The sequence below is a fragment of the Actinoplanes sp. NPDC049598 genome (genome assembly GCF_040675435.1).
Lineage (GTDB): Bacteria > Actinomycetota > Actinomycetes > Mycobacteriales > Micromonosporaceae > Actinoplanes.
On sequence record NZ_JBFAOX010000032.1, the window covers coordinates 80307 to 105439 of the forward strand.

23 protein-coding genes are annotated in these 25133 nt (G+C 67.7%); 6 read left to right on the top strand and 17 right to left on the bottom strand.

Annotated features, from left to right (window positions below):
• Window positions 1-272 precede the first annotated feature (272 nt).
• The 11 genes from AB0J66_RS43160 to AB0J66_RS43210 all read right to left on the bottom strand — a co-directional run bounded on the left by AB0J66_RS43160 (window position 273) and on the right by AB0J66_RS43210 (window position 10581).
• On the bottom strand, window positions 273-1976 hold the full coding sequence (locus tag AB0J66_RS43160; protein WP_364673412.1) for a hypothetical protein: 1704 nt from the start codon (window positions 1974-1976) through the stop codon (window positions 273-275).
• A gap of 87 nt (window positions 1977-2063) precedes the next feature.
• Window positions 2064-4988, bottom strand: coding sequence for a phage portal protein (locus AB0J66_RS43165; RefSeq protein ID WP_364673414.1), 2925 nt, complete (start codon window positions 4986-4988; stop codon window positions 2064-2066).
• Window positions 4989-5115: 127 nt separating this feature from the next.
• On the bottom strand, window positions 5116-6543 hold the full coding sequence (locus AB0J66_RS43170; protein ID WP_364673415.1) for a hypothetical protein: 1428 nt from the start codon (window positions 6541-6543) through the stop codon (window positions 5116-5118).
• Between the two features lie 118 nt (window positions 6544-6661).
• Window positions 6662-7117: a hypothetical protein gene (locus tag AB0J66_RS43175; protein ID WP_364673417.1), complete on the bottom strand. Its 456-nt coding sequence runs from the start codon at window positions 7115-7117 to the stop codon at window positions 6662-6664.
• Between the two features lie 466 nt (window positions 7118-7583).
• Window positions 7584-7886, bottom strand: coding sequence for a hypothetical protein (locus AB0J66_RS43180; protein WP_364673418.1), 303 nt, complete (start codon window positions 7884-7886; stop codon window positions 7584-7586).
• On the bottom strand, window positions 7879-8043 hold the full coding sequence (locus tag AB0J66_RS43185; RefSeq protein WP_364673420.1) for a hypothetical protein: 165 nt from the start codon (window positions 8041-8043) through the stop codon (window positions 7879-7881). Before AB0J66_RS43185 ends, AB0J66_RS43180 begins: the two co-directional genes overlap by 8 nt.
• Complete coding sequence (locus AB0J66_RS43190; RefSeq protein WP_364673422.1) at window positions 8040-8228, bottom strand: hypothetical protein; 189 nt, start codon at window positions 8226-8228, stop codon at window positions 8040-8042. The genes AB0J66_RS43185 and AB0J66_RS43190 overlap by 4 nt, the downstream gene beginning before the upstream one ends.
• A 19-nt stretch (window positions 8229-8247) precedes the next feature.
• Window positions 8248-8478 (bottom strand): hypothetical protein, encoded by a 231-nt coding sequence (locus AB0J66_RS43195; protein ID WP_364673423.1) that lies wholly within the window; start codon window positions 8476-8478, stop codon window positions 8248-8250.
• Between the two features lie 184 nt (window positions 8479-8662).
• A complete protein-coding gene (locus AB0J66_RS43200; protein WP_364673425.1) occupies window positions 8663-9694 on the bottom strand; it encodes a hypothetical protein in 1032 nt (343 codons plus the stop codon).
• Between the two features lies 1 nt (window position 9695).
• Entirely contained in the window at window positions 9696-9953 is a 258-nt protein-coding gene (locus AB0J66_RS43205; protein ID WP_364673426.1) for a hypothetical protein, read from the bottom strand.
• A 415-nt stretch (window positions 9954-10368) separates the two neighbouring features.
• Complete coding sequence (locus tag AB0J66_RS43210) at window positions 10369-10581, bottom strand: DNA-binding protein (protein ID WP_364673428.1); 213 nt, start codon at window positions 10579-10581, stop codon at window positions 10369-10371.
• A gap of 134 nt (window positions 10582-10715) precedes the next feature.
• Between AB0J66_RS43210 and AB0J66_RS43215 the strand changes: the two genes are divergently transcribed.
• Window positions 10716-11075 carry a Rho termination factor N-terminal domain-containing protein gene (locus AB0J66_RS43215; RefSeq protein ID WP_364673429.1) on the top strand — a complete coding sequence of 120 codons (360 nt, stop codon included), beginning with the start codon at window positions 10716-10718 and terminating at the stop codon, window positions 11073-11075.
• Here the strand turns inward: AB0J66_RS43215 and AB0J66_RS43220 are convergent, their stop codons facing one another.
• From AB0J66_RS43220 to AB0J66_RS43240, 5 genes are all read right to left on the bottom strand, one after another.
• Window positions 11076-12485 carry a recombinase family protein gene (locus tag AB0J66_RS43220; protein WP_364673431.1) on the bottom strand — a complete coding sequence of 470 codons (1410 nt, stop codon included), beginning with the start codon at window positions 12483-12485 and terminating at the stop codon, window positions 11076-11078.
• A 149-nt stretch (window positions 12486-12634) separates the two neighbouring features.
• Entirely contained in the window at window positions 12635-13357 is a 723-nt protein-coding gene (locus AB0J66_RS43225) for a Crp/Fnr family transcriptional regulator (protein WP_364673433.1), read from the bottom strand.
• A gap of 24 nt (window positions 13358-13381) precedes the next feature.
• A complete protein-coding gene (locus AB0J66_RS43230) occupies window positions 13382-13987 on the bottom strand; it encodes a hypothetical protein (RefSeq protein WP_364673435.1) in 606 nt (201 codons plus the stop codon).
• A gap of 82 nt (window positions 13988-14069) precedes the next feature.
• A complete protein-coding gene (locus tag AB0J66_RS43235; RefSeq protein ID WP_364673437.1) occupies window positions 14070-15605 on the bottom strand; it encodes an FAD-dependent monooxygenase in 1536 nt (511 codons plus the stop codon).
• An 80-nt stretch (window positions 15606-15685) separates the two neighbouring features.
• Window positions 15686-18508: a BREX system ATP-binding domain-containing protein gene (locus AB0J66_RS43240; RefSeq protein WP_364673439.1), complete on the bottom strand. Its 2823-nt coding sequence runs from the start codon at window positions 18506-18508 to the stop codon at window positions 15686-15688.
• Window positions 18509-18728: 220 nt separating this feature from the next.
• Here AB0J66_RS43240 and AB0J66_RS43245 point away from each other — a divergent pair, with 220 nt between their 5' ends.
• Genes AB0J66_RS43245 through AB0J66_RS43260 form a run of 4 tightly spaced genes read left to right on the top strand, consistent with a single transcriptional unit; the run spans window position 18729 to window position 22916 of the window.
• Entirely contained in the window at window positions 18729-19520 is a 792-nt protein-coding gene (locus AB0J66_RS43245) for a 2-amino-3,7-dideoxy-D-threo-hept-6-ulosonate synthase (RefSeq protein ID WP_364673441.1), read from the top strand.
• Window positions 19517-20674, top strand: a complete 1158-nt coding sequence (locus tag AB0J66_RS43250; RefSeq protein ID WP_364673443.1) for a 3-dehydroquinate synthase II family protein — start codon at window positions 19517-19519, stop codon at window positions 20672-20674. The genes AB0J66_RS43245 and AB0J66_RS43250 overlap by 4 nt, the downstream gene beginning before the upstream one ends.
• Entirely contained in the window at window positions 20664-21884 is a 1221-nt protein-coding gene (locus AB0J66_RS43255; RefSeq protein WP_364673445.1) for an AMP-binding protein, read from the top strand. The genes AB0J66_RS43250 and AB0J66_RS43255 overlap by 11 nt, the downstream gene beginning before the upstream one ends.
• A gap of 6 nt (window positions 21885-21890) precedes the next feature.
• Complete coding sequence (locus tag AB0J66_RS43260; RefSeq protein WP_364673447.1) at window positions 21891-22916, top strand: FAD-dependent monooxygenase; 1026 nt, start codon at window positions 21891-21893, stop codon at window positions 22914-22916.
• A 155-nt stretch (window positions 22917-23071) separates the two neighbouring features.
• Here the strand turns inward: AB0J66_RS43260 and AB0J66_RS43265 are convergent, their stop codons facing one another.
• Window positions 23072-24214: a helix-turn-helix transcriptional regulator gene (locus AB0J66_RS43265; protein ID WP_364673449.1), complete on the bottom strand. Its 1143-nt coding sequence runs from the start codon at window positions 24212-24214 to the stop codon at window positions 23072-23074.
• Window positions 24215-24389: 175 nt separating this feature from the next.
• Between AB0J66_RS43265 and AB0J66_RS43270 the strand changes: the two genes are divergently transcribed.
• Window positions 24390-24827 carry a hypothetical protein gene (locus AB0J66_RS43270; protein ID WP_364673451.1) on the top strand — a complete coding sequence of 146 codons (438 nt, stop codon included), beginning with the start codon at window positions 24390-24392 and terminating at the stop codon, window positions 24825-24827.
• The last annotated feature ends 306 nt before the right edge of the window (window positions 24828-25133 follow it).

Genomic DNA, 25133 nt, shown 5'->3' on the forward strand with positions numbered 1-25133 from the left:
TCCCGCTTCAAGCCGCCGAACCTCGGGATCGTTTGACGGAGTGAAAACCGCACCACTTTCGACTTCCGTGGCGTTGATGAGTCCACGCATGGACAGGTTCCTGTGGACCCGCCGAAGCAGCGCCTCGTGAAGGTCTGCGGGCAAGGGATCAGGGATGCGGCACTTACCCCGCTGAGAGGCCCGCTCAGCCTCCAACGCGCCGGACACCTGGTCCTGGTCCAGGTCTGGCCGATCCAGGTAAGCCAGGACCTTCTCGACGGTTACCGGGTCCATTAGACCGGCGCAATCGTGGTGATGTTGCCCGCCGAACTCTTGAACTTCAGATTGCCTGCGGTGTCCACGTAAAGGCACCCGCCGCCGGTCTGTGTGGCCGGTGCGGCAATGCCACCGAGGAATAGCACATCGTCAGTGGCGAGGATGTCGGCTGCCTTGCGGTACAGCGTCACGTCCTTGCTCGTTGCTCCGCTGCCCCAGTTCATTCCGCCATCGGTCGTCATGTAGAAGCGACGGCTGGCGTCACCGACCACCAGGGACTGAAGAGCACGGTCACTGGCCGCCTGCGCCTGGACCTCCACACCGCTGCCGGTAGCCGTGTTGATTTGCACCTGAAGAGCGGGAGACGAAGAGCTGGCCACGGAACGGCGGATGACCACACCGCTGGACGAGTTGGCACCCAACGTGATCTGACCGTTGGACCGGGTAATGGTGAACGGGGAATCGAGAGACGAACCGTCGTCCGCGAAACGCTGGATGCCGAAGTCGCTTCCCGCGTTGGAACCGGCTTCAGCAGTTGAAGTCTGCCGTAGGCGCCAGCGCTTCTTGCTGCCGTCATCGTCGTAGGTGTCGTTGGCGAACGTGATGCTCTTCTCGGCACCCGCCGCAGCAGCAAGACGAAGCGTTTCCCCACTGGCCTGGTTCACCACGAAGTCAGCCGACGTGGTGATGATGAACGTCTTGTCCATGCCGATCGTGCCGGTGTTGCGGTTGCCGAAAGCCACCTGAAGTCGAGTGGCCATTTCACCGTTTGCCATCGGTGTCTCGATGGAACCGTGAAGGTGTCGGCTGAGTCCGTCGTTGGAGTAGTCGTGAACCACCCAGCCCCAGAACCACGGATTCCACGTGACACCGGTTGTCTTGGCGTCACCGTTGACGTCCCATCCGGGAACCTGCGTGCCGGTGTTCTGTGGACCGAAGATGGCGTGGGAGTGCTTGGCGTTCTGCCGCATGAGGAACCCACGGAAGTTCTCGCCCAGGTGCTTCGAGTTGGCCCGCTGATACGCGTAGGTGTAGACGCGGCCGGTGGAGTCGTAATGGCCACCAGCGCCGTCGTCATCCCCGCCGCTGTAGTCCGAGGGAATGACGATGCCGTTGAAGATCTGGCCGGTGCCGTCGCCCTTGGGAAGCGCGTCCAGTTGCGACGTGCTGAAGTTGGCCGCCTGCTTGCCGACCACCAGGACGTCGGGAACCTTCATGCGGTCTGTGGTGTCCCGCTGGATCTCGACATCGCTCCACTTGAGCTTCACACCGGAAGCCAGGGTGATATCTCCGGTCATCGTCCCGCCCGCCTTGGACAGGTACTGGGACGGCGTACCGGGCAGGTCCACGACAACCGCGTCGGCCAGGTCCAGCGTTCCACCGGCTGAAGCAGCGGGAACCTCGATGTTGTACGTGGAATCGCTGACGGTGTAGAGCGAGCCGTTGTTGTCGTCCCGCTGCTTCTGCATGACCTCCCGAACCGAGTAGGTCCAGCCGGGGTCGTTCCACTGCGGGTCGTCGGTGGCCATGAGAGCCACGGAGAAGGCCCCAGAGCCGTCCAGGGTCACCTTGTACGGGGCGGGCGGAACAATCGCGTTGTCGGCCGAATCAGCGGCCTTGATGGATGGTGTGAAGACGAGGTAGCCCGACAGCGGCGTTCCGTCCGCTGCCAGGTACTTGCCCGTCACTGTGATGGGTGTGATGCCTGCGGGCATTGCCATGCGCGTTCCTATCTCTGAAACAGGTCCGCACCCGTTAGAAGTTGGATGCGGACCTGTGTGCGTTTCAGTGGTTGAAGTCGGCCGGCCTTAGGCGGGGTCGTAGATGAAGCGGCGGATTCCCTCGACGCGGCTGTTGGCGAAAGCCTTGTAGCCCCAGACACCGATGTAGATGGACTTCACCTGGATGTTGAACTCCAGGAACTGCGGCGTGGTGGCCCAGCCGTGCACGTCTTCACGAGCGAACAGGTAGCTGTTGTCCGCGTTGGTGGAAGCGGCACCCAGCGCCCATGCCGGACGGCCGATGAGACCGTTCAGGTTCAGGTTGGCGAAGAAGGACGCCAGCGTTCCGGCCGCGTTCTGCGGAGCGAGGGGCGGGAACAGAAGACGACCGTTGCCGTCCTTGGCGAGAGCCAGCTTCTTGTAGAGGTTGGCCTGAACCATGAAGTCCCGCAGCCGGTATCCGCCGCGCGTGAACAGCATGTCCACGAGAGCGCCGATCAGCTCACCCTGAAGCGCCGTATCCGCCGCCGCCGTGGTGATGGTGGTCTCCTGACCGGTCAGCGTCAGGCCGTCCAGGAATGCGGCGGTAGCCGTTTCCAGCCCCTCGTACCAGGAACGGCGCATCTCCGCGCGAACGAGGTTGTCCAGGTTGGGCGAACCCATCTGGTCCCATGCCTCGCGGTTGATCTCGATCTTCCCGGAAAGCGGGGTCGGAGTGACCGTCTGACTGGTGACCGCGAACGAACCCAGAGACGGTTCCGTGCCCTCGGTGTGGTCGGCGACGAGGGTCCCGCTGCTGCTCCATTTCGGGAACTGGAACGGGGTGACGCCGTTGGGCGGCGCACCCTTGTTGATGGTGTTCCAGATCGGGTACTCGTAGTCCAGGCGGTCCACGTACATGTCCGGCCGCTGAATGGTCGGGTTGAGCGTGGCGACGTTGGACGTGCTGACCGCGAACTCGGCTTCCATGAAGCCCTCGACACGCTTACGCGCCGCCTCGTCGTTGCCCTTCAGCATCGACTTGATGTCGTTGGCGAAACTGAACTCGCTGTTGGTGTCGAACGTGTAGACCGGCTTCTCGTTCACGACGGTCTGGGCGAACGTGGCGGCGTTGGGAACCTCACGCGGCGGAACGGTCGGGTCGTCCTGGACGGATGCGGGAGCGTTATTCTGAAGGGGCTTCTTGGCCTCGTCCACGGTCTGGTTGAACATGGCCTGGATGCGCTGGTACTTCTCGAAGTCCTTGATGCTGAACTGCTGCTCGGGATCGGGTGCGGTGCAGTTCTCGACAACGTGCGTGTCCTGCCCGCAACGGGTGCAAATCATGGTGTTCCCTTCTTTGGCCGCCGTCACGGACGTGAGTCGGCTGTCGTCGAATGCCGGTACCGCAGTCAGCGATACCTCGTTCAGATGTGCCTTACGGACGATGTTCACGCCCGGCTTTTGAGGGTCGTTGTAGAAATCCATGTCGGTGGTGCCGACGGAAAGACCGTCCAGGACACCGAATTCAGCGAGTGAAAGAGCTTCGTTGCCCTTCTCGCCAGGAGCGACCTTGAACGTGATCTCGACACCGCGCTCAGTCTCGACGAAGCCAGTGGCGATGCCGATGGCCGAACTGTTGTCGTGGTCCCGCAGAAGCTTGACCCGCGACAGGTCTGCGTACTCCAGGCTGCCCGGCAGGAATTCCCACTTCCGTCCACGGCTGACCGCAGTCTTGCCGTAGGGCAGTGCCAAACCGGTGATGGTGCGGGCTTCCTTGTTGACCGCGAATGCCGTGCGTTCCTCGTTGTCGAATGTGTAATCCGACGAGGTGGCGAACGAGTAATCCGCGGGTCGGCCGGCCTCCAGCTCACGAGGTGAATTGCCAAGCGTGGACTGCACCTTCACTGCCTCTCGTTGCGCCTGCTCCAATTCCGCTTTCTGTTCGGGCGTGAACGGTGCCCAGCCTTCCTTCGAGCGGACTTCCTCTTTGGTGATGACGCCGCTGTTCAGGTAGATCTGGTGAATCTCGGCCCGCGTCTTCGGGTCCGCCCGTAGGTAGTCGTCCTGGAGCAGCTTCACGAAGTAACCGCGAGGGGTCACGTCGGGCATCGTCAGCCGCTGTTCCACCGCGAGGATGTACGGGTTCAGCAGATCGTTGATGCGGTCTTTACGACGGTCCACCGCGTTCTGATAGGTGCGGGAAGTGGTGCTGATTCCCAAGTCCTCGGGGTCCAGGCCCAGGGCGTTGGCGATGCCCAGGTTGATGTTCCGTTCGACTTCAATCAGTTGAAGGTCGGCAGGGGACAGGTAGTCCAACGGCTTGGCGTCCAGGGCGGCACCGACGTAGTTGTACGGGTTGTTCTTCGCGCTGTCGGCAAACGCCTGGATTTCCTCCTGCATCGCCGCGCGGGCTTCCTCTGGCGATTCGTACCCGAACAGCGGGTCCACATCTGCCTTCGGTGTGAAGAGCAGCTTGGGCATCGGGTTCTCGGCGAACATCTCCGATGTCTTGGCGGTCTTCATGGCCCGCCGAATGACGCCGCCCACCGTCTTGCGCAACGGCGGATGCGGACTGTCGAACCTGATGATTTCAGTAGATGAAACCTTCACACCCTCGATGTAGATCTCACCATCGGGGTGATAGCTGTCCCCGCACGGCATCGTCGTAGGAAGCGCATTCGTAGGCGCCTGGACCGTCACCGAATCCAGGTTCACGTGATAGGCGCTGACCGGATAGTTCTTCCAGTCCCACTGCGTGATGCGCCAGAACGACACGCTGTCCATCACGAGGTCTTCCACCGTCTGCTGAAGCGTGACCACATTCGCAACGCGAGGGTCGATCTGCTCCAGGAACAGGTGACGCATCACCTCGTTGTTCCCTCGGTACGTGACGAGAGGAAGCGTGCCGATGTTGCAGATCAGGTTCCGTCCCCGCAGTACGGCGGGAATGGACATGGCAGAGCGACGACCCACGCTCGGTGAGACGCCTTCCAGTTCATTCAGCCGCCGGAAGTACTGGTCGATAGACACAGGGTCCGGACTGTCAGCGCTGAAAGTCGTTGCCGGGCGTGGGTCGTCAAACGTCAGTGCAAACTCAGCGCGTTTGCTGAGACTGAACAAGTTTGAAAGGCGACCCATGCCATTAGGGTAATGCCTTTCATTTTCCGCCCACGGATACCAGCATCGGCTTCACGGGAGCTGGGAGTGTCTTCACCAAATGGACAGCACCCGCCGCCGCATAAACCGCGTCGCACGGTTCCCCGTCCTTCCGGCTGAACTTCCACCGGTCTCCCGTTTCATACTTTGAAACGCTCAGGGCATGCAGGGTCAGCAGCGGATCACCGTTGTGCGCGATCAGTTCGCTGTCCACGTCGGCACTGAATCCCATGCACGCTTCAGGCACCTCTGTGATTTCAACAATTGGAATGCCGGCCAACCAAGGTCGTACGCCTTTCCGCTGCTTCATCTTCGCGCCCAATACCGCCATCGGACCCATGGGCATCCAACCCACCACGCGAGGCTTGACCTTTTGAGCCAGCCCAGGAAGCTCCTGCTCGATCAGAAGGGGCACGTTGACCCCTTCCCATGCCTTGACGACTTCAACGCGCCTACGGCCGTCTGAGAGGGTTTCGGCCGCCATCAGCGTTCCGTGCTTACCGTCCAGGCTGATGTCACACACCAACGCGATGCCGCTCGACTTGGGAAGCGGTGCGGAGTCTTCACACACGTTCCACATGATGGGGTCGATCGCACCGTTGAGGGATTTAACTTTCTGACACAGGTACTCGGTACGGAAACCGGCGACGGCGGTAGGACCGATCTTCATCGCCAGCTTGGCCTTGTTGTGCAGCCGCTTGAACATCTTCGTCACGTGGCCCAGGGAGGGGTTGGCCGCCTTCCATCCCTCCACGTCGAACAGATCGCAGTTGTCCTCGGCGCTGTATTCGAACAGACCCAGACTGTCGTCCAGGTCTTCGCGGTCTTCGTCCGTCTCCGCGTTGATGAATGCCAGTGCCGCCGTGTGTAGGTCGTTTAAGACGATGGAACGTTCGTCACCCTGGTTGGACAGGAACCAGCACTGCGCATAGTCGAGTGCTTGCATCGTCGGCACTACGGCGTCGTAGGTCTCGCGGTCTTTCTGTTCCCGCAACTCATCGACGACAAGACGGTCAACAGTGCGTCCACGGGCGGCACCACGTCCAGCGGGAACCAATGCGTAGGTGCACCTGTCCGCCGTCTCGATGTGCTTGTTGTTGTTGTCGTAGTAGATGCCGAGGTTCTTCTGTTTGGGCATCCACCGCCGCAACTCAGGCGTCGTTTCAATAAGTTCAACGACCTTGTTCCACGGGATGGAAGCGCCGGTGAGGTTGACGGAGACACCCAGGATCATCGCGTGTTGCTCGATGAACAACCAGAACGCAATCAAGATGTAGAGCAGGTGGGTCTTCCCGTTCTGCCGGGCCACCAGCAACAGGATCTGCTCGAAGCGGGGTGTGCCGTCGGGAAGCAGTTCCCCCGCGTGGATGGCTACCCACCGCTGCCAGGGACGCAAAGGGCGGCCCACCTGAATGGCGAACCGCTCCACTGCGAACCCGTAGCTGGTCGTCTCGTCCAGCGCACAGCCGCAACCACAGGGACCGGGAGGACCGGTGACCAATGGCGGGGTGAAGCGCCGTGCTTCTGTGTTGCCGAAGACCTTGCTGCTATCCAGCGCGTGTATGTTTCCCGCGCTCTGCCCTGAGCTTGGCGAGTTCGTCTTCAGGCTCTTCCGTGGCTTGGGTAGTACTTCCGCTGTCATCGCTCTTTCCTCCCTTCTGCGTTTCAGTTTGGGTAACGGCCGGCCTAGTGAGTGCGGGAGTCATTCCGAACTTGAGCATCTGTTCCAGCAGCCGTGGTCCTACCGTCGCAACCACACTGTCGGCGATGTAGTACTTCTCCAACCGCTCGATGCGCTGTGTCCACTTGACGTTGGCTGTGCCGCCCTCGTCCTCCAGTTGTTCGATGGCATCCAGCAGCTCTTGCTTCACCCGCTCGGCCCGGTCGATTGCCATCGCGTAGGACATGGCCAGCCGGTACCCCCACTGATGCTGTTCCTGAAATGCCACTGTTTGCCATGACTTGGAAAGACTGGCCGCCATTGGTCCTTTACGTACAGGCATTGGTTTAACTTTCTGCAACAGAGAGAGAGGACAGAAGGGCATGGGGGGTGTCCGGCCGACCTTGCTGGGAAAAAGCCACTCGTCTAATCATCTGTCTCACCCTCTGTTTCATCTCATGTAATGCATGTGTGTTGTTTAACTATGTGCAATGCATGTGGTGTGTGTATGTACTACCCACTACCCATCACCACTGTGTGAGTGTGCGGGGTGGTGGTTGCTTACCCGCGTTGGGATCACCTATCTCCTTGTTGCACTCCGCACACACAGCCTGTAGGTAGCGGGGGTCATCTCCCGCCTTCTTTCCCCGCAAGTGGTGTACCTGTGTTGCTGTTCCCGTGCATGTACCCGCGATTGCCGCCCTGCACCTGCCCCCGTTGTTCACAAGGTTGTGGGCCAGGATCTGTTCCCGCACTTTCCTCCACGCACGAGTACTTCCCCCGGCCCACGCCTTGCTCATTTCAGTTCCTTACTTCTGGTTCCGCCGCTGAAGCTTGCGACTCTCGTTCAGGGCAGTGGTGTCCTCTGTCGTGATGGGCGTTTCCCCGCCCTCAGATCCACGCTGAGCGCCGAACTTCTGCTCGTGGGCCTGTCGGCCGGCCTCGGTCTTGTCGAACGTGTTGGGAAGCAACTGGGCCCCCAGCTTCTCGTTCGCCGCGTTGCTCTCGTCGATGTTGATCTGAACACCGGACTTCTTCGGTTCCGCGAGGTTGCTCTGCTCCGCGATGTCCTGCCGGTACTCGCCGTTCTCCGGGTTGATGACGTCAGTCATTTGATTCCGCCTCTTCCAGTTTGGTGAGTTGCTCGTTCAGCGCACCATTCTCCTCCGTGAGCTGATCGACCGCGGATTCCAGTACTGCGTTCTTCATCGTCAGTTCGCTGTTCTGTGCCCGCAGCTTGTCGATGACGCGTTGTGGGTCGATGTTCATTCCTGGCCGCCGTTCTTGGTCATGAGGTCCAGAATGGCCAGGGCCTCGTCTCGCTTCACCCACTGGACACCGACGAAAGTGTCATCGGTGTTGTTGTTCGCGCGGTTGAACCTGGGCATCGGGATGTAGCCCAGCTCCCGCAGCTTCGTCTCCGCCGTACACATCAGTCGTTCGTCGTGTGCCATGTCTCTGCCTTTCAGTTTGTTAGTTCTGCTGTGCGTGCCATTGGATGATGAGTCGCTGTGCAGTCTCAACCCACTCTTCGTCTGTCAACTCGTTGCAGATGTGGTAGCCCTTGGTCTCGATGTTGTGGGCCACCTTCTCCGCCAGTTGTTCTTCGGTCAGCCAGGACTCCGGCACCTGAAGGTCTTGTGTGTCATCGGGTCCTTTGGCGTCCCGCCCATGTACGTCACACATCACCGCACTCCAATCCACCACACGACACCCAGTGCCGTTCCCAGCCATCCCGCCCCTAGGACTGTCCGTGTGAGGCGGAGCTTTCGGACCCGCGACCATCCCTTGCCGTACCGTGTCTCTTGCATCAGGACCCCCCTTGATGTGTGTTGGGTTGGTTGTTTCCAGATGTGGGGCCTACTTGATCGGTCAGGTAGGCCCCGTTTCATTTCGTGGACTTCCTTGCGTACTCCCACTCCTCGAAGTTGATGCACCCCGCGTCGAAGCACTCATCCAGTTGTTCCCGCGACATGTCTTCCGTGGTGTGGTGATCTTCGTAGCGGTCAAGGTGGTTCATCGCCTCTTGCTTGGCCTGTTCCAGTCGCTCTTTGTCTGCCTTCAGTTGGACGCCGACCTCTTGTGCCCGCTTCCTCAGGGCCGCGTTCCAATCACGGTTGATGACAGGCTCACCGGTTTGACGGCCCTCAGAGCCACGCTGAGCGACTTTCCCCGCCGTCCGCTTAGTCGCCCCGGGGTTCAGCGCTTTTTTCGGCTTAGAGGCTTCTAGGGCTGTTCGGGGATGTTCAGGCCCACTGAGAACTCCTCGATCCGCAGCAGGTCCAGTACCGCCGCCATCGCCTCGTCCTCGCTGTCGAACGGAATCCGAGGATCGCCGAAATGCTTTGCCAGTTGGTACTCCACCCCGCTCACGACGAGGTACACCTTCGCGTGCGTGTCCTGGTGCTGAATCCGGAACGCCTCCACTTTGTCCAGGTCGAGAACCACTTGGCCGGACCCGCTTGCGCGGTACATCAGGTGTGGTCGTTTCATCAGTTGAAATCTCCTTCTTGGTACGTGGTGCGCGCTTAGTTGCGTTGATAGGACCGTCTTGCCATGGCGGGAGGGGATTGCGCCACTCACTGACTGCGGTTGAGTGTGTGGACTGCTGATTGGGATGACGGGAGACGTTCCAACCAACCATCGACGCGAACTTGCGGATTTCCCCGTTTTCCTCGGCTTCGTAAGGCTTGATGTGCCCTGCTCGCGTCAGTTCGATGATTAGTTCGGGGATGTCGTTCCTCAACATGAAGCGGGGGAACAGGTCGTCTTCAACGATGTCAACGTTGCCGTCATCATCGGCGAGCGTGTTCAGCATCATCAGCAAGCGGAAACTGCCATCAGATAGCGACGTGTACTGAGTCAGGTTGTGGAACTCGCTGCGATTCAGCCGCTGCTTCCCGTACTTCGGAGGGAACATGTCACTTCCTCCGCAGCTTCTTCTTGGCGGGGGCAGAACCACGCAGGAACTGCACTACGACACCTTTGACGTGCTTCCGAGTGCGGACGGTGTAACCGTTCCGCCGCCCGTACTGCCGTGCCGCAACCTGGAACATGCGGTCCGAGGACTTGTAATCCACTCCCCGTTCTATGAGCCACTTGTCCCCGTCAGACCACTCATCCCATGGGTACCGGACAAGGGCTTCCATGCCTTCGTCTTCCGTCATCTTCGTCGCCATGCCGATAACCGTAATGCATGTCGACTTCGACGCTCTTTTTCTACAAACTGAAAGGCAGGCGCCTACTAGCTATCAGTGTTTCAGTTTCTTAATTGGTTTTGTATGTGTGTATGGCTTGTAAGGCTTGGACGTGGACACAACGTTGCACCCACGTGGTGTCAACGTGGACACAACGTGGACAGGATTGGGTCAGCACCCTGTCAACGTTGACACCCTGTTGACACCACGTGGACAAGGTGAAGGCCGGCCGACTTCACAAGATGAAATGCGGGAGGCTACTGAGTATGAAGAAACTCAGGCGCAAGAAGGTGGAACGAATGGTGGCGGTTCTTGTTGCCGCCGCTCCCGTACTGAATGAAAACCAGGCGGATGTGCTGGGGCGCCTACTGCCTCACCCCGCCAAAACAGCGGGTTCCTAGGGCTGGTCCCCGTCATCCAGATGCGGACGCTTCTCTTTGATCCAGGCTTCAACGTCATCCGCAAGCCAGACCTGACCCATGGCTAGCACCTGATAGGGCTCTGGGAAGTCTCTTCTGCCGACCAGTTGGTAAGTGCGGGCACGGCCGATTCGTAAGCGGGCAGCGATCTCTGCCGCACCCATCAGCTTGAACGTCGGTCGTGTTGCCACACCCAGAAGCTAGGCCCGTCGTGATCTCTACACATGGCATACGGCAATACCGACCACGTCTACCCCTAGACACGTGTGGGAGGGGGTGCCTAGCGTGGGTGGCTCGTGCAAGTTGCAGACCAGGGGAGAACCTGATGAGTGACCGTGACCGGAAGGCGTGGCGGTACACCGCCAACTGCATCCCGCCCGGTGTCGTGGAGGAAGACGACGAAGACCTGTCGCTGGGGTACTCGATACTCAGGGCGCTGGCCGAGGAGACTTCACTTCAGCAAATCGCCCCAGGGGTCTACTGGTACGGGAAGAACGAGAGGGCAGCCATGAGCAACCAGCCGTCTTACATCGAACTTCAGAAGATGGAACTGGAAGAGCTACGGGAACTTGCCCGCAGCATGGGTGTGGGTCTAGGTCCCAACGCTGACCGTGCAGCCCTGATCAGCACGATCATGCAGGAGCGCACCTTCCCGCAGAACAGGCACCCAGAGCCCGGCGAATGACTACACCCACACCTGACCCCACGTACGGCTGTCCCCGGCCCACCTAGACCCGCTGAGGCGCTTCAAAGCCACCGCCTGTTTGTCCGCGTACCTCGTCCCCGCTCCACCCTTGCCGACCCTGATCTCACACAGCGTCTGAACCACGGACCTGCGTGCGGTCAGGGTCGCTGCGTTCCAGCGCTCTTGTGCGTCCGGTCCCGCCATGTCCCGCAGTGCAGGGGGAACCGTTGCCGCCTTCAACTGCGTTTCAAGGTCTGAAATCTGTTGTGCCAGTTGGGTTTCAGCCATTGAAAGCGTCTCGATGGACACGGTGCCGTTGATGGCTCCCTGCCTGAACGACTGAAGGCGGGAACGTGCCTCTGCCAGATCACCTTTGATGGCGTCCATGTTCTGGACACCCTCTGGCTTCACTAGTGCTGCCAACGCATCCGGCTGTTGAAGACGGGTGACAACCAGCCGCTCGATGACCGCCTCCAACGGTGCCGCCTGGATCTGCACACAGTGCTTGCGGCGGTTGGAACACCGGTAGCTGTCCTTCACGTGGTCCAGGTGGTCCCCGCACACGTCACAGCGCCCCAGGTAGCTGAGTAGGTGCTTCTGCCGACCAGGGCGGGTGATTCTTCGGTCCGGACTGCTCAACACCTGCTGCACGTCGTAGAACAACTTCTTGTCCACGATCGGTTCCCACTGCCCCGCGTACTCCTGCCCGTTGTGCCGCCTGAGAGCCACGTAGACGGGATTTCGGGCTATCCCCCTCACACGGCTAGGGGTCCAGGGGTCCGACGGCTTAGAGAGGCTCTCGGCAATCTTCAGGATCGGCTCACCCTTGCTGATGTCTTTGAAGATGCGTTGCACCACAAGGCTTTCAGGGATTGAAACGACCTGTCCCAGACGCTTACCGGTGTTGGGGTCGAACGTGCGCTTGTAGCCGTACGGGGTGGGACCGCCAGGGGGTAGGCCGGCCTTTGCCGCACCTGCATGTCCGCGCCTGGTCCTGATGCTTAGAAGGTCCGTCTCGTAGTGGCTCGCCACACCGTCTTCCGCCAGCACTTTGTAGTGCCGTGCGTTGGACAGGTCGTAGGTCATGTCGTGGGTGATGACATGGATTGAAACGCCGTTGTCCCTACAGGAGTCCAGGAACGCGGCCCAGGTTGCCAAGGTGCGATCCCCACGGGACGACTCCCACAGGATCACCGCATCTATATCCCTCTGGGACACAGTTGCCAGCAGCTCTGCCCACCCACCCCGGCGCTTGGCCGGGTTGGCGTAGCGGCTTGCTGAGCGCCCGTCGGTGTAGTCCCCGGCGTCTTCCCAGCCGTTGTCTTCCTTGGCCGCTGTGCCCGCTTCCAGCTGCTCAGCGATGGACTTCGCCTTGTTGCTGCTCTGCCTGCCGTACGTCGATGCCCGCATCCCGTAAGACTAGGGCTAAGGATTTAACTTCGTCGCCCGCGACCACGACGAGATCGTCGCGATGCGGGCCGACTGGGCCGACCGGACGCCCCGCTTCGGCGAGGTCCACGGCTACGACGGCCCGGCCATCCCGGCCCCGCCGATGCCGATCAGCCGCCTGGTTCCGCGGGGCCGCGTTCGCTGACCAGGTGGGTCAGGCCCTTCATGTCCAGGATCACGATCCGGCGGTACGCGGTGGCGATGAGCCCGTCCCCGCGAAGCTCCTGCACGGCCTTCTGAACGGTGGCGCGCGACACCGCGATCATCGCGGCCAGCTCGGGGTGGCTCAGCGGCACCGCGATCTCGACGCTGCCGTCCGGCCGTTCGCGCCCGCAGGTCTCGGCGATCTCGGCCAGGAGCCGGGCCAGCCGGAGGTGGGCCGGGAACGCCGCGAAGTCGCTGCGCCGCCGGTTGGCCCAGCTCAGCTGGCGGGCGATCATCGCCATGACCAGGGTCGAGGCCGGTGGGTGGCGGCGCAGGAAGCCCTCGAAGGCGGCCTTGGTGATCACCCCCGCGTGCACGACGCCGCAGGCGGTCACCGTGGCGTTGCGCGGGCTGCCGGTCAGCGCCCCGATCTCGCCGACCAGCTCGCCCGGCAGGCGGATGCCGAGCAGGGTGGCGAAGCCCTCGACGGCCGTGGTCACCTTCACGAAGCCGCTCTCGAGCACGACCACGTGCGTGCCCAGCGCCCCTTCGCGCAGGATCGGGCGGCCGCTCTCGTACCGGTGCCGCGCGCTCATGCCGACCAGCTCGTCGGCCACGGCCGGCGTGAGGCCGCCCAGGAACGTGCCCGGCGGCCATGTGCCGGTGCGCCTCGGTGCCCTGTGCGCCATGCCGTCCATGATGGCCGCACGAGATCAATGGGGGTGGCGCAGCACCTCGGTGAGCCGGCTCTCGGCCCGGGTGGCGGCCAGCCGGCCCCGGTGCAGCACGGCCAGGTCCTCGACCGCGACGGCGGGCGGGCGGTGCGCGTTGGCGGCGGCCAGCGCCGGGTTGACCCCGGCCCAGGCCACCAGCGCCTCCCGCAGCTCGGCCGGCACCGGCTCGTCGGTGATCGACAGGTCGGCCGCCCGCTCGGCGAAGTGCTGCCGGTACGGCCAGAACGACCACACCTTGGTCTCGTCGATCAGCTGCTCGACCGGGTCGGGCCGCTGGTAGCGCAGGGCGATCTCGATCGAGCGCATGCTGCCCTCGGCGATCAGCTCGCCGACCATGGCGTGCCGGGCCCGCACGCCGGTCACCTCGTAGAAGGTGCTGCGGCAGCCCCGCGGCCGGGCCGCCCCGACGATCGTCTTCCAGGTCAGCGGCCGTTCCGGCCGGGCCGCGAGCAGCTCGGCGACCGCCTGGTAGTAGGTGACCTTGGTCTGCCAGTGGTTGCGCCGGGGGCAGGGGTTGTCGGCGAGCCGGAGATACCAGCCGGCGATCGTGGTCCGCCTCAGGTCGTCGGTGATCGTTGTTGACATCGTCCCTCTGTCCATTCCCGTTCGGCCCCGTTCCGGTGCGCTGGGAGATGACGAGCGTCGCTGGCGGGCTTTACCGCCCGCATCACGCGTTTTCGTATAACTCGTGTCGCACGCCGGTCACTTCGTCCAGCACGCCGTCGCAGTCGGGCGGCGGGCCGTCGGCGCGCCAGGCCACCTGCTGGTCGGGGCGGATCAGCACGAGCCGCCCGCACCAGCCGGCCGGGATCGGCGCCCCGGCCATCGGCAGGTGGCGCATCGGGACGCCCCGGGCCCGGGCCGCCGTGACCAGCGGCCAGCCGCCCTGGTCGTCGGTGAGGTCGACCAGGGTGAGCTGCGGGCCCAGCCGGTCGAAGAACTGCTCGCCGCCGGCCAGCCGGAACGCGGGCGGCCGGAAGCCGGGGGCGCCGCTCATCCCGGCCGGCCCGGTGCCGGCCGGGTCGAGTTGGGGCGCCTCCTGCCGCAGGATCTCGACCAGCACCTCGCGGTCGGCCCCGGCCGCCACCAGCCGCTGGAAGCGGCTGCGGGTCTGCCCGGCCCGGCGGCCCAGCTCGCGGTCGAGCAGGGCCTGCCGGCGGCGCTCGGCCTGATAGCCGGCCAGCAGGTGCTCGCCGGCCCAGCCGTGCACGGCGGCCGCGAGCCGCCAGCCCAGGTCGACCGCGTCGCCGATGCAGGTGTCGACGTCGTTGCCGGGCGGCTCGGCCTGGTGGGCGGCCTGCCCGGCCAGGTAGACCCGCCCGCGGCGGTAGGACCGGGCCACCGCCGGCCGGCCCGCCCGCTGGACGACCGCGCGGATCTCGGGCGGCTCGCCGGTCAGGCCCAGCCGCTGCGTGAGCAGGTCGGCCGGGTCGGCCACGGCGGCCTCGTCGTCCTCGGTCAGCGGTAGGTGGGCCACGCACAGGTCGCCGTCGTGCCCGGTCAGCACGGTGCTGCCCCCGGTGATCACGGCCGACGGGTGCGGCCAGCGGGCGGCCAGCTCGGGGCTGCGGAAGGCGACGGTCAGGTAGGCGGCGGCCGGGCCCAGCTCGGCCATCTCGAGGCCGGCGCAGCGGCGGACCGTGCTCTCGGCCCCGTCGCACCCGGCCAGGTAGGCCGCCTCGACCGTGTGCCGCTTGCCCGTCCCGGCGTCGATCACGGTGGCCACCACGCCGTCCGGCTCGGCCCGCAGCCCGGTCAGGGTCCAGCGCGAGCGCAGGTCGATCAGCGGGTGGCCGAGCGCCCGGTGCAGCCGCTCGGCCAGCCGGGACCCGGCGATGAGCAGGTACGGCTCGATCGGGGCGGTGCCGTCGGCGATCGCCGCGTACGCCCCGCGCAGCTCGGTGACCGACGGCAGCCGCCACACCAGCACCGGGGGCTGGTCGAGGCCGCGGGCCCACACGACGTCGACCGGGCCGTCCGGGTCGACGCCGGCCGGCCGCAGGTCGCCGGCCAGGCCGAGGCGGCGCAGCAGCTCCATGTTGCGGCCGTTGACCAGCAGCGGGTCGAGCAGCCGGGTTGGGCCCCCGGAGCGCTCCACGACCATGCTGGGCACCCCGTGATGGGCCAGTTCCAGTGCGGTGAGCGAGCCGGTGACCCCGGCCCCGGCCACGAGCACCGGCGTCCGGAAGGCGGTTGTCGGCATCGGCGTCCCCTTGGCGGTGGGGGGAGGTGGGCGGTTACCTCGCCATCCTCGGCCGTGCCGGTCGTCCGTACATCACGTGTTCACGTGGTTCGGCCCTCCTGGGCGACCAGAGTGGCCAGCTCGACCCGCCGCCGGATGCCGAGCTTGCCGAAGATGTTGCGCAGGTGGGCGTCCACGGTGTGCCGGGAGATGAACAGCGTCTCGGCGATCTGGATGTTGGTGCGGCCCCGGCCGACCTCGATGGCGACCTTGCGCTCGGCCGGGGTGAGCTGCGACAGGCACGTCTCGGCGGGGTCGGGTTCGGGCGGGGGCACGGCGGCCACGGTGCCGAGCTTCGGCTCGAGACGGGCCCGGGCCCGGTCGGCCCCGGCCGCGGTGACCAGGGCCAGCGACTCCTCGCACCACGCCCGTACGGCGGCGCCGTGGCCCAGCCCGGCCGCGTCCTCCAGGGCGGCGGCCAGGGCGAGCGGCCGGCCCACGGCCCGGTAGCGCTCGGCCGCCAGCAGCAGCTGTTTCTCGTCGCCGGCCAGGACTCCGGCCGCGTGGGCGGCCGCGCCCTCGGCGGCCCGCGCGCCGGGATTGCCCGCGGCCAGCCGCTGGGCCGCCCGCACGACGGTCGCCGCCTCCGGTTCGCGGCCCGCGCCGCGCGCGATGCGGACCAGCTCGGCGGCCGCCGCCGGGTCGGCCGCGAGCAGGGCCGGCCGCTCCGGCAGGGCCTGGTAGAAGTCGCCGAGCAGGTCGAACGCGGCCGCCGGGCCGCGCCGGGCGTCGACCAGCACGGCCTCGGCCCAGAGCACGTCCTCGGGGACGGCGGTCACCCCGCCCTCGGCCAGCCGGCGCACATGGCCGAGGTGCTTCTCGGCCGCCTGCAGGTCGCTCCGGAGCACGGCTATCCGCAGCAGCATGCCCAGCAGCGGCATGGCCAGCGCGTGGGCGTTGTGCCGTTCGGCCACGGCCAGACCGGACTCGGCCTCGACCGCCGCCTCCTCGAGCCGCCCCCGCGCGTACAGCAGGGAGGTCTGGAAGTAGTGCCAGAGCGGCTCGGCCCAGCTGGAGCCGGAGCGGTCGGCCTCGCGGCGCCCGGCCCGGATCACCTGCTCGGCCTCGTCGAACTCGTCCAGCACGATCAGGGCGGCGCCGAGCCAGATCCGCGGGTGACGCTGGGCCGCCTCGCCACCCTCGGAGTCGGCCAGGGCGGTCGCGGCGCGGGCGTGCGCGAGGGAGTCGTGCAGCCGGCCCTCGGCGAACGCGACCAGGCTGCGCCCGGCCAGCCCGAAGACGGCGGCCCCGTACTCGCCACCGCGCCGGCCGAGCACATCGGAGCGCGCCCCGGACTCGTCGGCCTCGGCCAGCGCCCCGAGGTAGCAGAGCGCATGGGCCCGTACGGCATAGAGCCGAGCCTGCACGGCGAGCGAGACCCCCGTGTGGCGAAGGGCCTGGTCCGCGTACTGCACGGTCATCTCGTTGAGGCCGCCGTGCTTGCACGCCTCGGCCAGGCCGAGCAGCAGCAGCGCCTCGGTCTCCGGGTCGAGGCCGGCCCCGAGGGCCTGCCCGCCCAGCTCCCGCGCCTCGGCCAGCCGGGCCGCGGCGGCCAGCAGATTGACCGTGTCGGCGACCAGAGCCGGCCGGCCCGGGTCGTCCGGATCGGCCGCGGCCAGCGCCCGCAGCATCACGTCGGCCGCGGCCCCAGGCGCGACCCGGGCGATCTCGCGGGCCATCGAGCGGACCAGCTGGACCGCGCCCGCCGCCCCGGACCGGCCACTGCGGAGCTGATGCTCGGCCACCTCCAGGGCGGGCCGGTCCAGGGTGGCCGCCTCCCGGTGCAGCTGCTCGCGCATCGGGCGCGGCAGGGTGTTGTAGACGGCCTGCCGGACCAGGTCGTGCGCGAAGGCCAGCCCGCCACCGGCGTCCTCGACCAGGAAGTCGCCCATCGCCTCGCGGACCAGCGGGTAGAGCCCGGCCGGCGGGCGGCCGGTGAGCCGGGCCGCCTCGTCCAGGGTGAACGGCCGGCCGAAGACCGAGGCCGAGCGCAGCAGCCACGCGGCCGGCTCGGAGAGCGTCTCCACGACCTCACGCACCGAGTCGACGAAGCTGGACGGCAGGTCGTCGCCGACCACCGAGCCCACCCCGTCCGCCACCACCAGCTGGCCGGTCGCGACCAGGGCCTTGAGCAGCTGCTCGGTCCGCAGCGGGTTGCCCAGACAGGAGGCGGCCAGCGCGACCACCGTGTTGTCCACGTCGGCCCCGACCACGTCCGCGCTGAGCTCGGCGATGGCCGGCTCGGCCAGCACACCGAGACGCACGGGCTGGACGCCGTCGCGCTGCAACCACCGCATGAGCTGATGGCCCGGGGACTCGCGATCCTCGGCGGTCGGCGGCCGGTGCCCGAACACCCAGCGCACCGGGGACGACGCGAGGGCCGGGATGAGCTCGCGCACGGCCAGGGCGCTCAGCTCGTCCATCCACTGCGCGTCGTCGATGACGATCAGTAGCGGCCGCTCGCCGGCCGCCTCCTCCAGCGACGCCCGCAGCCGCTGCAGCGCCCCGAACGGGTCGGCCCGCTCCGGCTCCTGCCGGGCCAGCCAGGCGAACGCCGGCGCCCCGGGCCGGCAGTCCCGCAGCGCGCCGGCCAGCGTGACCAGCGGTGCGGCCTGATCGAGACGGAAGGCCTCCCGGGCGGCGACCGCGATGCCCCGCTCGGCCGCGAGCCCGGCCGCGACGTGCAGCAGGGCCGATTTGCCGATGCCAGGGGCGCCGGTGACCACGTGGCAGCCGCCGGCGCCGGCGGCGGTGTCGTCCAGGACCCGGGTCAGCAGCTCGACCTCGGCATCCCGGCCGACCAGCCGCCGACTGACGTCGGGGAGCACGCCCGCCGCCACGGTCGAGCCTCGCCAGATCCTCATCGCGCCTCAATGCCTACCAGAAAGCCGTGCCCGGCGCATCGGGCGCGGGTGGCCGGGCCGGGTCAACTACCCATTCGGTGAGGTCAATGACCGCCGTGCGCGGCGAGCTGCGCTTTCCCTACCCCGGACGGGGTCGCCACTCGCACGAGCAGTGTCCGGCCGCGGCGGCCCGCCGATAGCTTTTCGCCGTCATGCAAGTCGGTGAACTGGGGGTTCCGCGATGTACGGAAACGAATCCTTCGGGCGGCGCCTGCGGCTGGACCACCTCGGCCGCCGGGGCGGCTCCGGTCTTCTCCTGGTGCCGCTCGACCACGCGGTGGGCGCGGGCCCGCTGCGCTCCGGCGGCGACCTCGACGCGCTGGTCGGCGAACTGGCCGAGCACGGCGCGGACGGCGTGGTCGTCCACAAGGGCGCGGCCCGCCGGATCCGCCCGGCCCGCTTCCACGACCTGTCCCTGATCGTGCAGCTGAACGCGAGCACGGCGATGGCGGTCGACCCGGACGCGAAATACCCGGTGGCCACGGTGGAGGAGGCGCTGCGGCTGGGCGCCGACGCGGTGAGCGTGCACGTCAACGCGGCCTCGCGCACGGAGGCGGCGCAGATCGCCCATCTGGCCGCGGTGGCCGAGCAGTGCGACCGGTGGTCGCTGCCGCTGCTGGCGATGATGTACGTCCGCGGGCCGGCCGTCCGTGACGGCCGCGCGCCCGATCTGGTGGCGCACGCGATCGCGGTCGCCGCCGAGATGGGGGCCGACCTGGTCAAGACGGCGCTGCCGGACGATCCGGCGGCGACCGCGCGGATCATCGCGGGGGCGTCGGTGCCGGTCCTGGCCGCCGGCGGCGCGCCGTCACCGGACGCGGACGCCGTGCTGGGCCGGATGGCGACCGCCATGCGGGCCGGCGCGGCCGGGGTCGCGGTCGGACGACTCGTCTTCACCGCGGCCGATCCGGGCGCGATGCTGCGCCGCCTGGCCGCCGTCGTGCACGACCGCACCCTGGCGGTGGCCCGATGACCGCCTCCGGACGTGAATGCTGGCTCGACCTGCGCGACGCCGCCCCCTGGCGCGCCGCGGCCTCGGAAGAAGCCGTTCACCTGCGCTTCGAGGCGATCGTGGCGGACGACCCGGCCGATCTGGCCGCGCTGCCACCGACCATCGCGCGGGTGCTGGCCCTCCCCGCCGGCCGTTCTGCGGCCGACCCCGACCCCGCTGCCGGCCCTGCCGACTTGGACGGCCTCGATCTGAGCAACGTCGACCTCGTGCTCGTGGACCCGGTCCGGCACGGCGACCCGGCTCGGCTCGCTGACCGGCACCCCGGGACCCGGTTCGGCAGCCGCGTCGACGTCACCGACGCCGCGAGTCTGGAGCTCGCCTGCGAGCGGGTGCGCCGCGACGAGATCACCGTGATCCGGTTCCACGACCCCACGCACATCCCCCTGGAGATCGTGCTGGCCGCGGCCGACGGCTCGCTCGGCCGCATCATCACCGAGGTCGGCAGCCTCGACGAGGCCTCCGTGCACCTGACAGTGCTCGAACGCGGCCCCGACGGCGTCCTGCTGCGCCCCGGCGGCCCCGGCGACGCCACCAAGCTGACCGAGATCGTCCGCCGCGACTCGCCGGAGATCGACCTGGTCACCCTGACCGTGACCGCCGTGCGGCACGTCGGCTCGGGCGAGCGCGCCTGCATCGACACGTGCTCCTATCTGGGCCAGGACGAGGGCATCCTGGTCGGCTCGCGCTCGCAGGGCCTGCTGCTCTGCGTCAGCGAGACCCACCCGCTGCCGTACATGCCGATGCGGCCGTTCCGGGTCAACGCCGGCGCGATCATGTCGTACACCCTGGCCGACCACGAGCGCACCCGCTACCTGTGCGAGCTGGAGGCAGGGGCGACAGTCCTGGCCGTACGCTCCGACGGCCGCACGCGGCCGGTGACGGTGGGCCGGGTCAAGATCGAGACCCGGCCGCTGCTGGCCATCGACGCCGTGGCCCCGACCGGCGAACGCCTCAACCTGATCGTCCAGGACGACTGGCACGTCCGCGTGCTCGGCCCGGGCGGCCGGGTCCTCAACTCGACCGAGCTCGAGCCGGGCGACGAGGTCCTCGGCTACCTGCCCGGCCGGGAACGGCATGTCGGCTACCCGATCGACGAGCTGTGCCATGAACTCTGACCTCGCCAAGATCCAGGACTCGCTGCTGCCGGCCGCGCTGGCGGCGGCCGCGGGCTCACCCTTCTACCGCACCCGGCGCGACGGGGTGCCCGCCACCCGGTCCGAGCTGGCCGCCTACCCGCTGACCACCAAGGCCGACCTGCGCGACGCCTACCCGTTCGGGATGCTTGCGGTGGACCGGTCCCGGCTGGCCACCTATCACGAGTCGAGCGGCACGACCGGGACGCCGACGGCCTCCTACTACACGGCCGGCGACTGGCAGGACCTGATCGAGCGGTACGCCCGCGTGCACGTCGGGATCGAACCAAGCGACACGTTCCTGGTCCGTACGCCGTACGCGCTCATGCTCACCGGGCACGTCGCCCACGCGGCGGCGCTGGCCCGCGGAGCGACCGTGGTGCCGGCCGACAACCGGTCGCTCGCCACCCCGTACGGCAAGGTCGTCCGGCTCTTGAAAGATCTTGACGTGACCCTGACCTGGTCGCTGCCGACCGACGCGCTGCTGTGGGCGGCCGCGGCCAGGCACGCGGGCCTGCGCCCCGGGCGTGACTTCCCCGCGCTGCGGGCGCTGCTGGTGGCCGGCGAGCCGCTGAGCCCGGCTAGGCGGAACCGGATCGCGCAGATCTGGGGCGTGCCGGTCGTGCAGGAATACGGCTCGAGCGAGACGGGCGGGCTCGCGGGGGAGTGCCCGCACGGGGCGCTGCACCTGTGGGCCGACCGGGCCATCTTCGAGGTGTACGACCCGGCGACCGGCCTTCTCAGCGAGGAGGGGGCCGGGGAGCTGGTCGTGACGATGCTGGTGCGCGAGGCGATGCCACTGCTGCGTTACCACATCGGCGATCGCGTGGAAGTGTCCTACCGCGACTGCCCGTGTGCATCGGGGCTGCCGATCGTCCGCGTGCTGGGCCGGCCCGGCGCGGCCGACGTCGACCTGGAGGAGCTCGTCTTCCGGCTGCCGGCCGAATACGGGGTGACGTTCTGGCGGGCCCGGCGCACCGACCACGGCCTGCACGTACAGATCGAGGCCGAAGGCCGCTTCCAGGCCCCGGCCGTCCGCACGCTGGCCGCGTCCACCGGCGCCTTCGTGGAGGCAGTCCCGCCCGGGACGCTGGTGACCGAGGCCGCGCTCACCGCCACCGGCGAAATCATGAAACCGCGCAGCGTCTTCGCCGCCGGCGAGAACTGGGACCGCGCGCTGCGGTACTACTGAGGAACGGTGACTGTGTCCAGGATCGCGATCATCGGCGCCGGCGTCGGCGGCCTCACTGCGGCCGTCGCGCTGCGCCGGGAGGGCTTCGACTGCGAGGTGTACGAACGGCAGCACGCGCTCCCGGACGACGGATACGGCATCCAGATCTCTCCCAACGCGGCCGCGCTGCTGGACGCCTCGGTCTTCGCCTCGGCGGCGCGGCCGGCCGTCCGCGAGATCCGCCGGTGGCGCGACAACTCGGTGCTGACCAGGATCAACCTCGGGCGGTACGGGACGCCGTACTACACGATGCGACGGGGCGCCCTGATCGGCGCGCTGGCGAGGGGCTCGAACGTGCGGTTCGGTCACCGGGTCGCCTCACTGTCGTCGCTTTCCGAACTGGAGGGTGAAGTCGTGGTCGGGGCGGACGGGCTCAACTCGGTGGTCCGGGGTGTGCTGGCTGATGATCCGCCGCGGTACAGCGGATACGTGGCCTACCGCGCGGTGGTGCCGGTTCCGCTGGACCGCGTGGTGGTGTGGCTGGGACCGGACCGGCACTGCGTGGCCTACCCGATCGATGAGGCGGGGCACACGAACGTGGTGGCCGTGGCGCCGCATGTGAGCGTGGGCCTGGCGGACGGCTTCGAGGAGTGGCATCCGGCGGTGCGGCGGCTGATCGCCGAGATGGGCGACGTGGCGCCGCACGCCCTGCACGACCGGGCGCCGCTGCCGGCCTGGCACCGGGGCCGGGTCGTGCTGATCGGGGACGCGGCGCACCCCATGCTGCCGTTCGCGGCCCAAGGCGCCGGGCAGGCCATCGAGGACGCGGTGGTGCTGGCCGAATGCTTGCGCGGCCCGGAGGCGTATGCCCGATTTGAGGCGACCCGGCGCCCGCGTGTCGACCGGGTCTTCGCGATGTCGCGGTCGGGCCTGGACTCGTACCATCTCCCCGACGGCGACCAGCAACGCCACCGCGACCAGGCGATGGCCCGGACCTCCGCCGACGCCTTCGACTGGCTTTACGGCCATCGCGCGACCGCCGCCGCGACCTGAGGTAGCCTCCGGTTGAGGTCGGCGTCGGCGTCGGCGTCGCGCGATCGCAAGGCCGCGGGAGGCCTGTGGTTGGCGCCGGGCCTATGACGCCGGCTGAGTCGCGCCGCCGCAGCTGGCCCGGGCCTATGACGCCGGCTGAATCGCGCCGCCGCGGGTCACGATGCTGCGGCGGCGGGGCCGGGGTGGCGGAGGCGGAGCTGGGAGGCGAGCTCGACGCGGGAGGCGAGGCCGAGCTTTCGGAAGATCTGCCGCAGGTGGTAGTTGACCGTGTGCGGGGAGCGGCCGAGGCGGCTGGCGATCTGACGGTTGGTCAGGGCCAGGCCGACCAGCTCGGCGATCTCCAGCTCGCGCTCGCTGAGCAAACTCCAGTCAGCCAGGGGCGGGCTCTTGCGCGGATGCGGGGCCGCTGCGGGGTGCATAGCCCGCGCGGCGCCGGCCACCCGCGGGCGGGAGCGGTGGTGGCCCTGCTCGTGGCGCAGGGCGGCGACGACCGAGTGGGGCATCGAGGCCTCGACGACCGGGCGGACCAGGTCGTGGCTGAAGGCCAGGGCGTCGCCGGCCGGGACGAGCAGACCCGAGTCGAGGGCCTCCTCGATGTCCGGCAGGAGCGAGACCACGCCGGCGCCGAGCAAAGCGCTCAACCGCGCCGGGGGGATCGGCGAACGCAGCGCCGTGGCCGCCTGCACCAGATGCCGGGCCGTGGGGGAGAGACTGGCCAGCCGATGGGCGAGACGGGCCCGGGTACGTTCGGGCAGCCCGTCCCCGCCGTACCTGATCAAGCTCAGGTCTCGGGCCGGGCGGCGACCGGCCTCCTCCTGGAGGCCCGCGATCAGGTCGAGGATCGCGCCCGGCCGGCCCGCCGCCACCCGGGCCAGATCGAGCAGCCCATCGCTCGGCGGACTGCCGAGCCGCGCCGTGAGCAGCCGGCGGACATCGGCCCGGCCGAGCGGCGCCAGCACGATCCGGTGCACCTCGGCGTTGGCAGTGGCCCGCACCGGCTGCCGGGCAGTCACCACCAGCACGGGAGCCGAGGCGGCCAGCCGTTCCGGGAAGTGCGGATCGGCCGTGCCCGGGCGCAAGGCGTCCCGGTCGCGGACCACGACGATCCGGTCGGGCGCGGTGGCCACGGCCGCGCCGAGGCGCCGCCCGGCCGCCGCGAGCTCGTGCAGCAGACGGCCGCAGCCGATGTCCGGCGGCCCGTCGAGGATCAGCACCGTGGGTCGTCCCGGCGCGGCCCGGCGGAGCAGCGCCGCGAAACGCTCGATCTCACCGTCCCGGCCGATCAGGGGAAGTTCCATGGCCACGATGGTGCGGGCCGGCGCCGGCCCAGACCCGCTAGAAGTAGCGCGTTGGCGAAGATCGCGAGTCGGCCATCCAACAATTCGCGGTGGCTGCACACAGGCTGTCCGGCGCGGCCGCTCGCCTTGACGGTCTGCTGGTCCGGGCGCATCGTCGATCGGGAAGGGAGCCCGCGTGTCCGTCCTCGACCTGGGAAAGCTCGCACTGATCGTGGCCGCGCCGACGCTGATCGGCGCGGCGGTCATCTACGCGCCCCGCTGGTACGCAGCGCTCGCCGACCGCTGGCACACGCTGCACCCACCACCGGAGCAACCGTTCGGCCCGCCGATCGAACAACTCGCGGCCGACCTGCGCCGCCTGCTGCGCCTGCACAGCGAACTGACCGCCTCGGCCCACCTGGCCATGCGCGCCCACCGCCTCTGGGCAGTCGAGGCCGCCATCGCCGTGCGCGCCTGCGAGGCCGCGAACGCCCTCGGCGTACCGCACCCGGACCCACCCACCCCGGGCGCCCTCACCCGGCGCGAGCTGCTCGACCTGCTGACCGCCCTGTCGGCGGCCGGTTTGGTCCTGCCGTCGAAGGTGGGGCCGTTCACCTCGGACGGGCGCTTCTGAGGGGTGTGGTGCCCGCCAAGCAGGTCGACGCCGAGGTCCTGAAGAGCCTCACTCCTGCCTCTCGAAGGGCCTGGTCCTCCGGCGGCAGTCCCTCGCGTCCACGGCCCAGCGGTTGCAGAATCCCGCACGGCGTCTATGGAGAGTGGGCGGGCTGCCTGGTCGGCGGGTGTGATCTATGGCGATGGGTGCGGTCCGTGGTCTTGTCGCGGCCGGCGGGTTGGGCTTTCTCGCTCGGGGGACGGTTGTGGGGATGGGGTGACCACTCGGGCTGACTGGGGAGCGTTTCATGCCTCGAGTGGTCACCCC

Bases quoted from the DNA above. Each gene is read 5' to 3' on its own strand.
- AB0J66_RS43160 (WP_364673412.1), bottom strand. From the start codon at position 1,976: ATGGCAATGCCCGCAGGCATCACACCCATCACAGTGACGGGCAAGTAC.
- AB0J66_RS43175 (WP_364673417.1), bottom strand. From the start codon at position 7,117: ATGCCTGTACGTAAAGGACCAATGGCGGCCAGTCTTTCCAAGTCATGG.
- AB0J66_RS43180 (WP_364673418.1), bottom strand. From the start codon at position 7,886: ATGACTGACGTCATCAACCCGGAGAACGGCGAGTACCGGCAGGACATC.
- AB0J66_RS43185 (WP_364673420.1), bottom strand. From the start codon at position 8,043: ATGAACATCGACCCACAACGCGTCATCGACAAGCTGCGGGCACAGAAC.
- AB0J66_RS43190 (WP_364673422.1), bottom strand. From the start codon at position 8,228: ATGGCACACGACGAACGACTGATGTGTACGGCGGAGACGAAGCTGCGG.
- AB0J66_RS43200 (WP_364673425.1), bottom strand. From the start codon at position 9,694: ATGTTCCCTCCGAAGTACGGGAAGCAGCGGCTGAATCGCAGCGAGTTC.
- AB0J66_RS43205 (WP_364673426.1), bottom strand. From the start codon at position 9,953: ATGGCGACGAAGATGACGGAAGACGAAGGCATGGAAGCCCTTGTCCGG.
- AB0J66_RS43215 (WP_364673429.1), top strand. From the start codon at position 10,716: ATGAGTGACCGTGACCGGAAGGCGTGGCGGTACACCGCCAACTGCATC.
- AB0J66_RS43220 (WP_364673431.1), bottom strand. From the start codon at position 12,485: ATGCGGGCATCGACGTACGGCAGGCAGAGCAGCAACAAGGCGAAGTCC.
- AB0J66_RS43225 (WP_364673433.1), bottom strand. From the start codon at position 13,357: ATGGCGCACAGGGCACCGAGGCGCACCGGCACATGGCCGCCGGGCACG.
- AB0J66_RS43230 (WP_364673435.1), bottom strand. From the start codon at position 13,987: ATGTCAACAACGATCACCGACGACCTGAGGCGGACCACGATCGCCGGC.
- AB0J66_RS43235 (WP_364673437.1), bottom strand. From the start codon at position 15,605: ATGCCGACAACCGCCTTCCGGACGCCGGTGCTCGTGGCCGGGGCCGGG.
- AB0J66_RS43240 (WP_364673439.1), bottom strand. From the start codon at position 18,508: ATGAGGATCTGGCGAGGCTCGACCGTGGCGGCGGGCGTGCTCCCCGAC.
- AB0J66_RS43245 (WP_364673441.1), top strand. From the start codon at position 18,729: ATGTACGGAAACGAATCCTTCGGGCGGCGCCTGCGGCTGGACCACCTC.
- AB0J66_RS43250 (WP_364673443.1), top strand. From the start codon at position 19,517: ATGACCGCCTCCGGACGTGAATGCTGGCTCGACCTGCGCGACGCCGCC.
- AB0J66_RS43255 (WP_364673445.1), top strand. From the start codon at position 20,664: ATGAACTCTGACCTCGCCAAGATCCAGGACTCGCTGCTGCCGGCCGCG.
- AB0J66_RS43265 (WP_364673449.1), bottom strand. From the start codon at position 24,214: ATGGAACTTCCCCTGATCGGCCGGGACGGTGAGATCGAGCGTTTCGCG.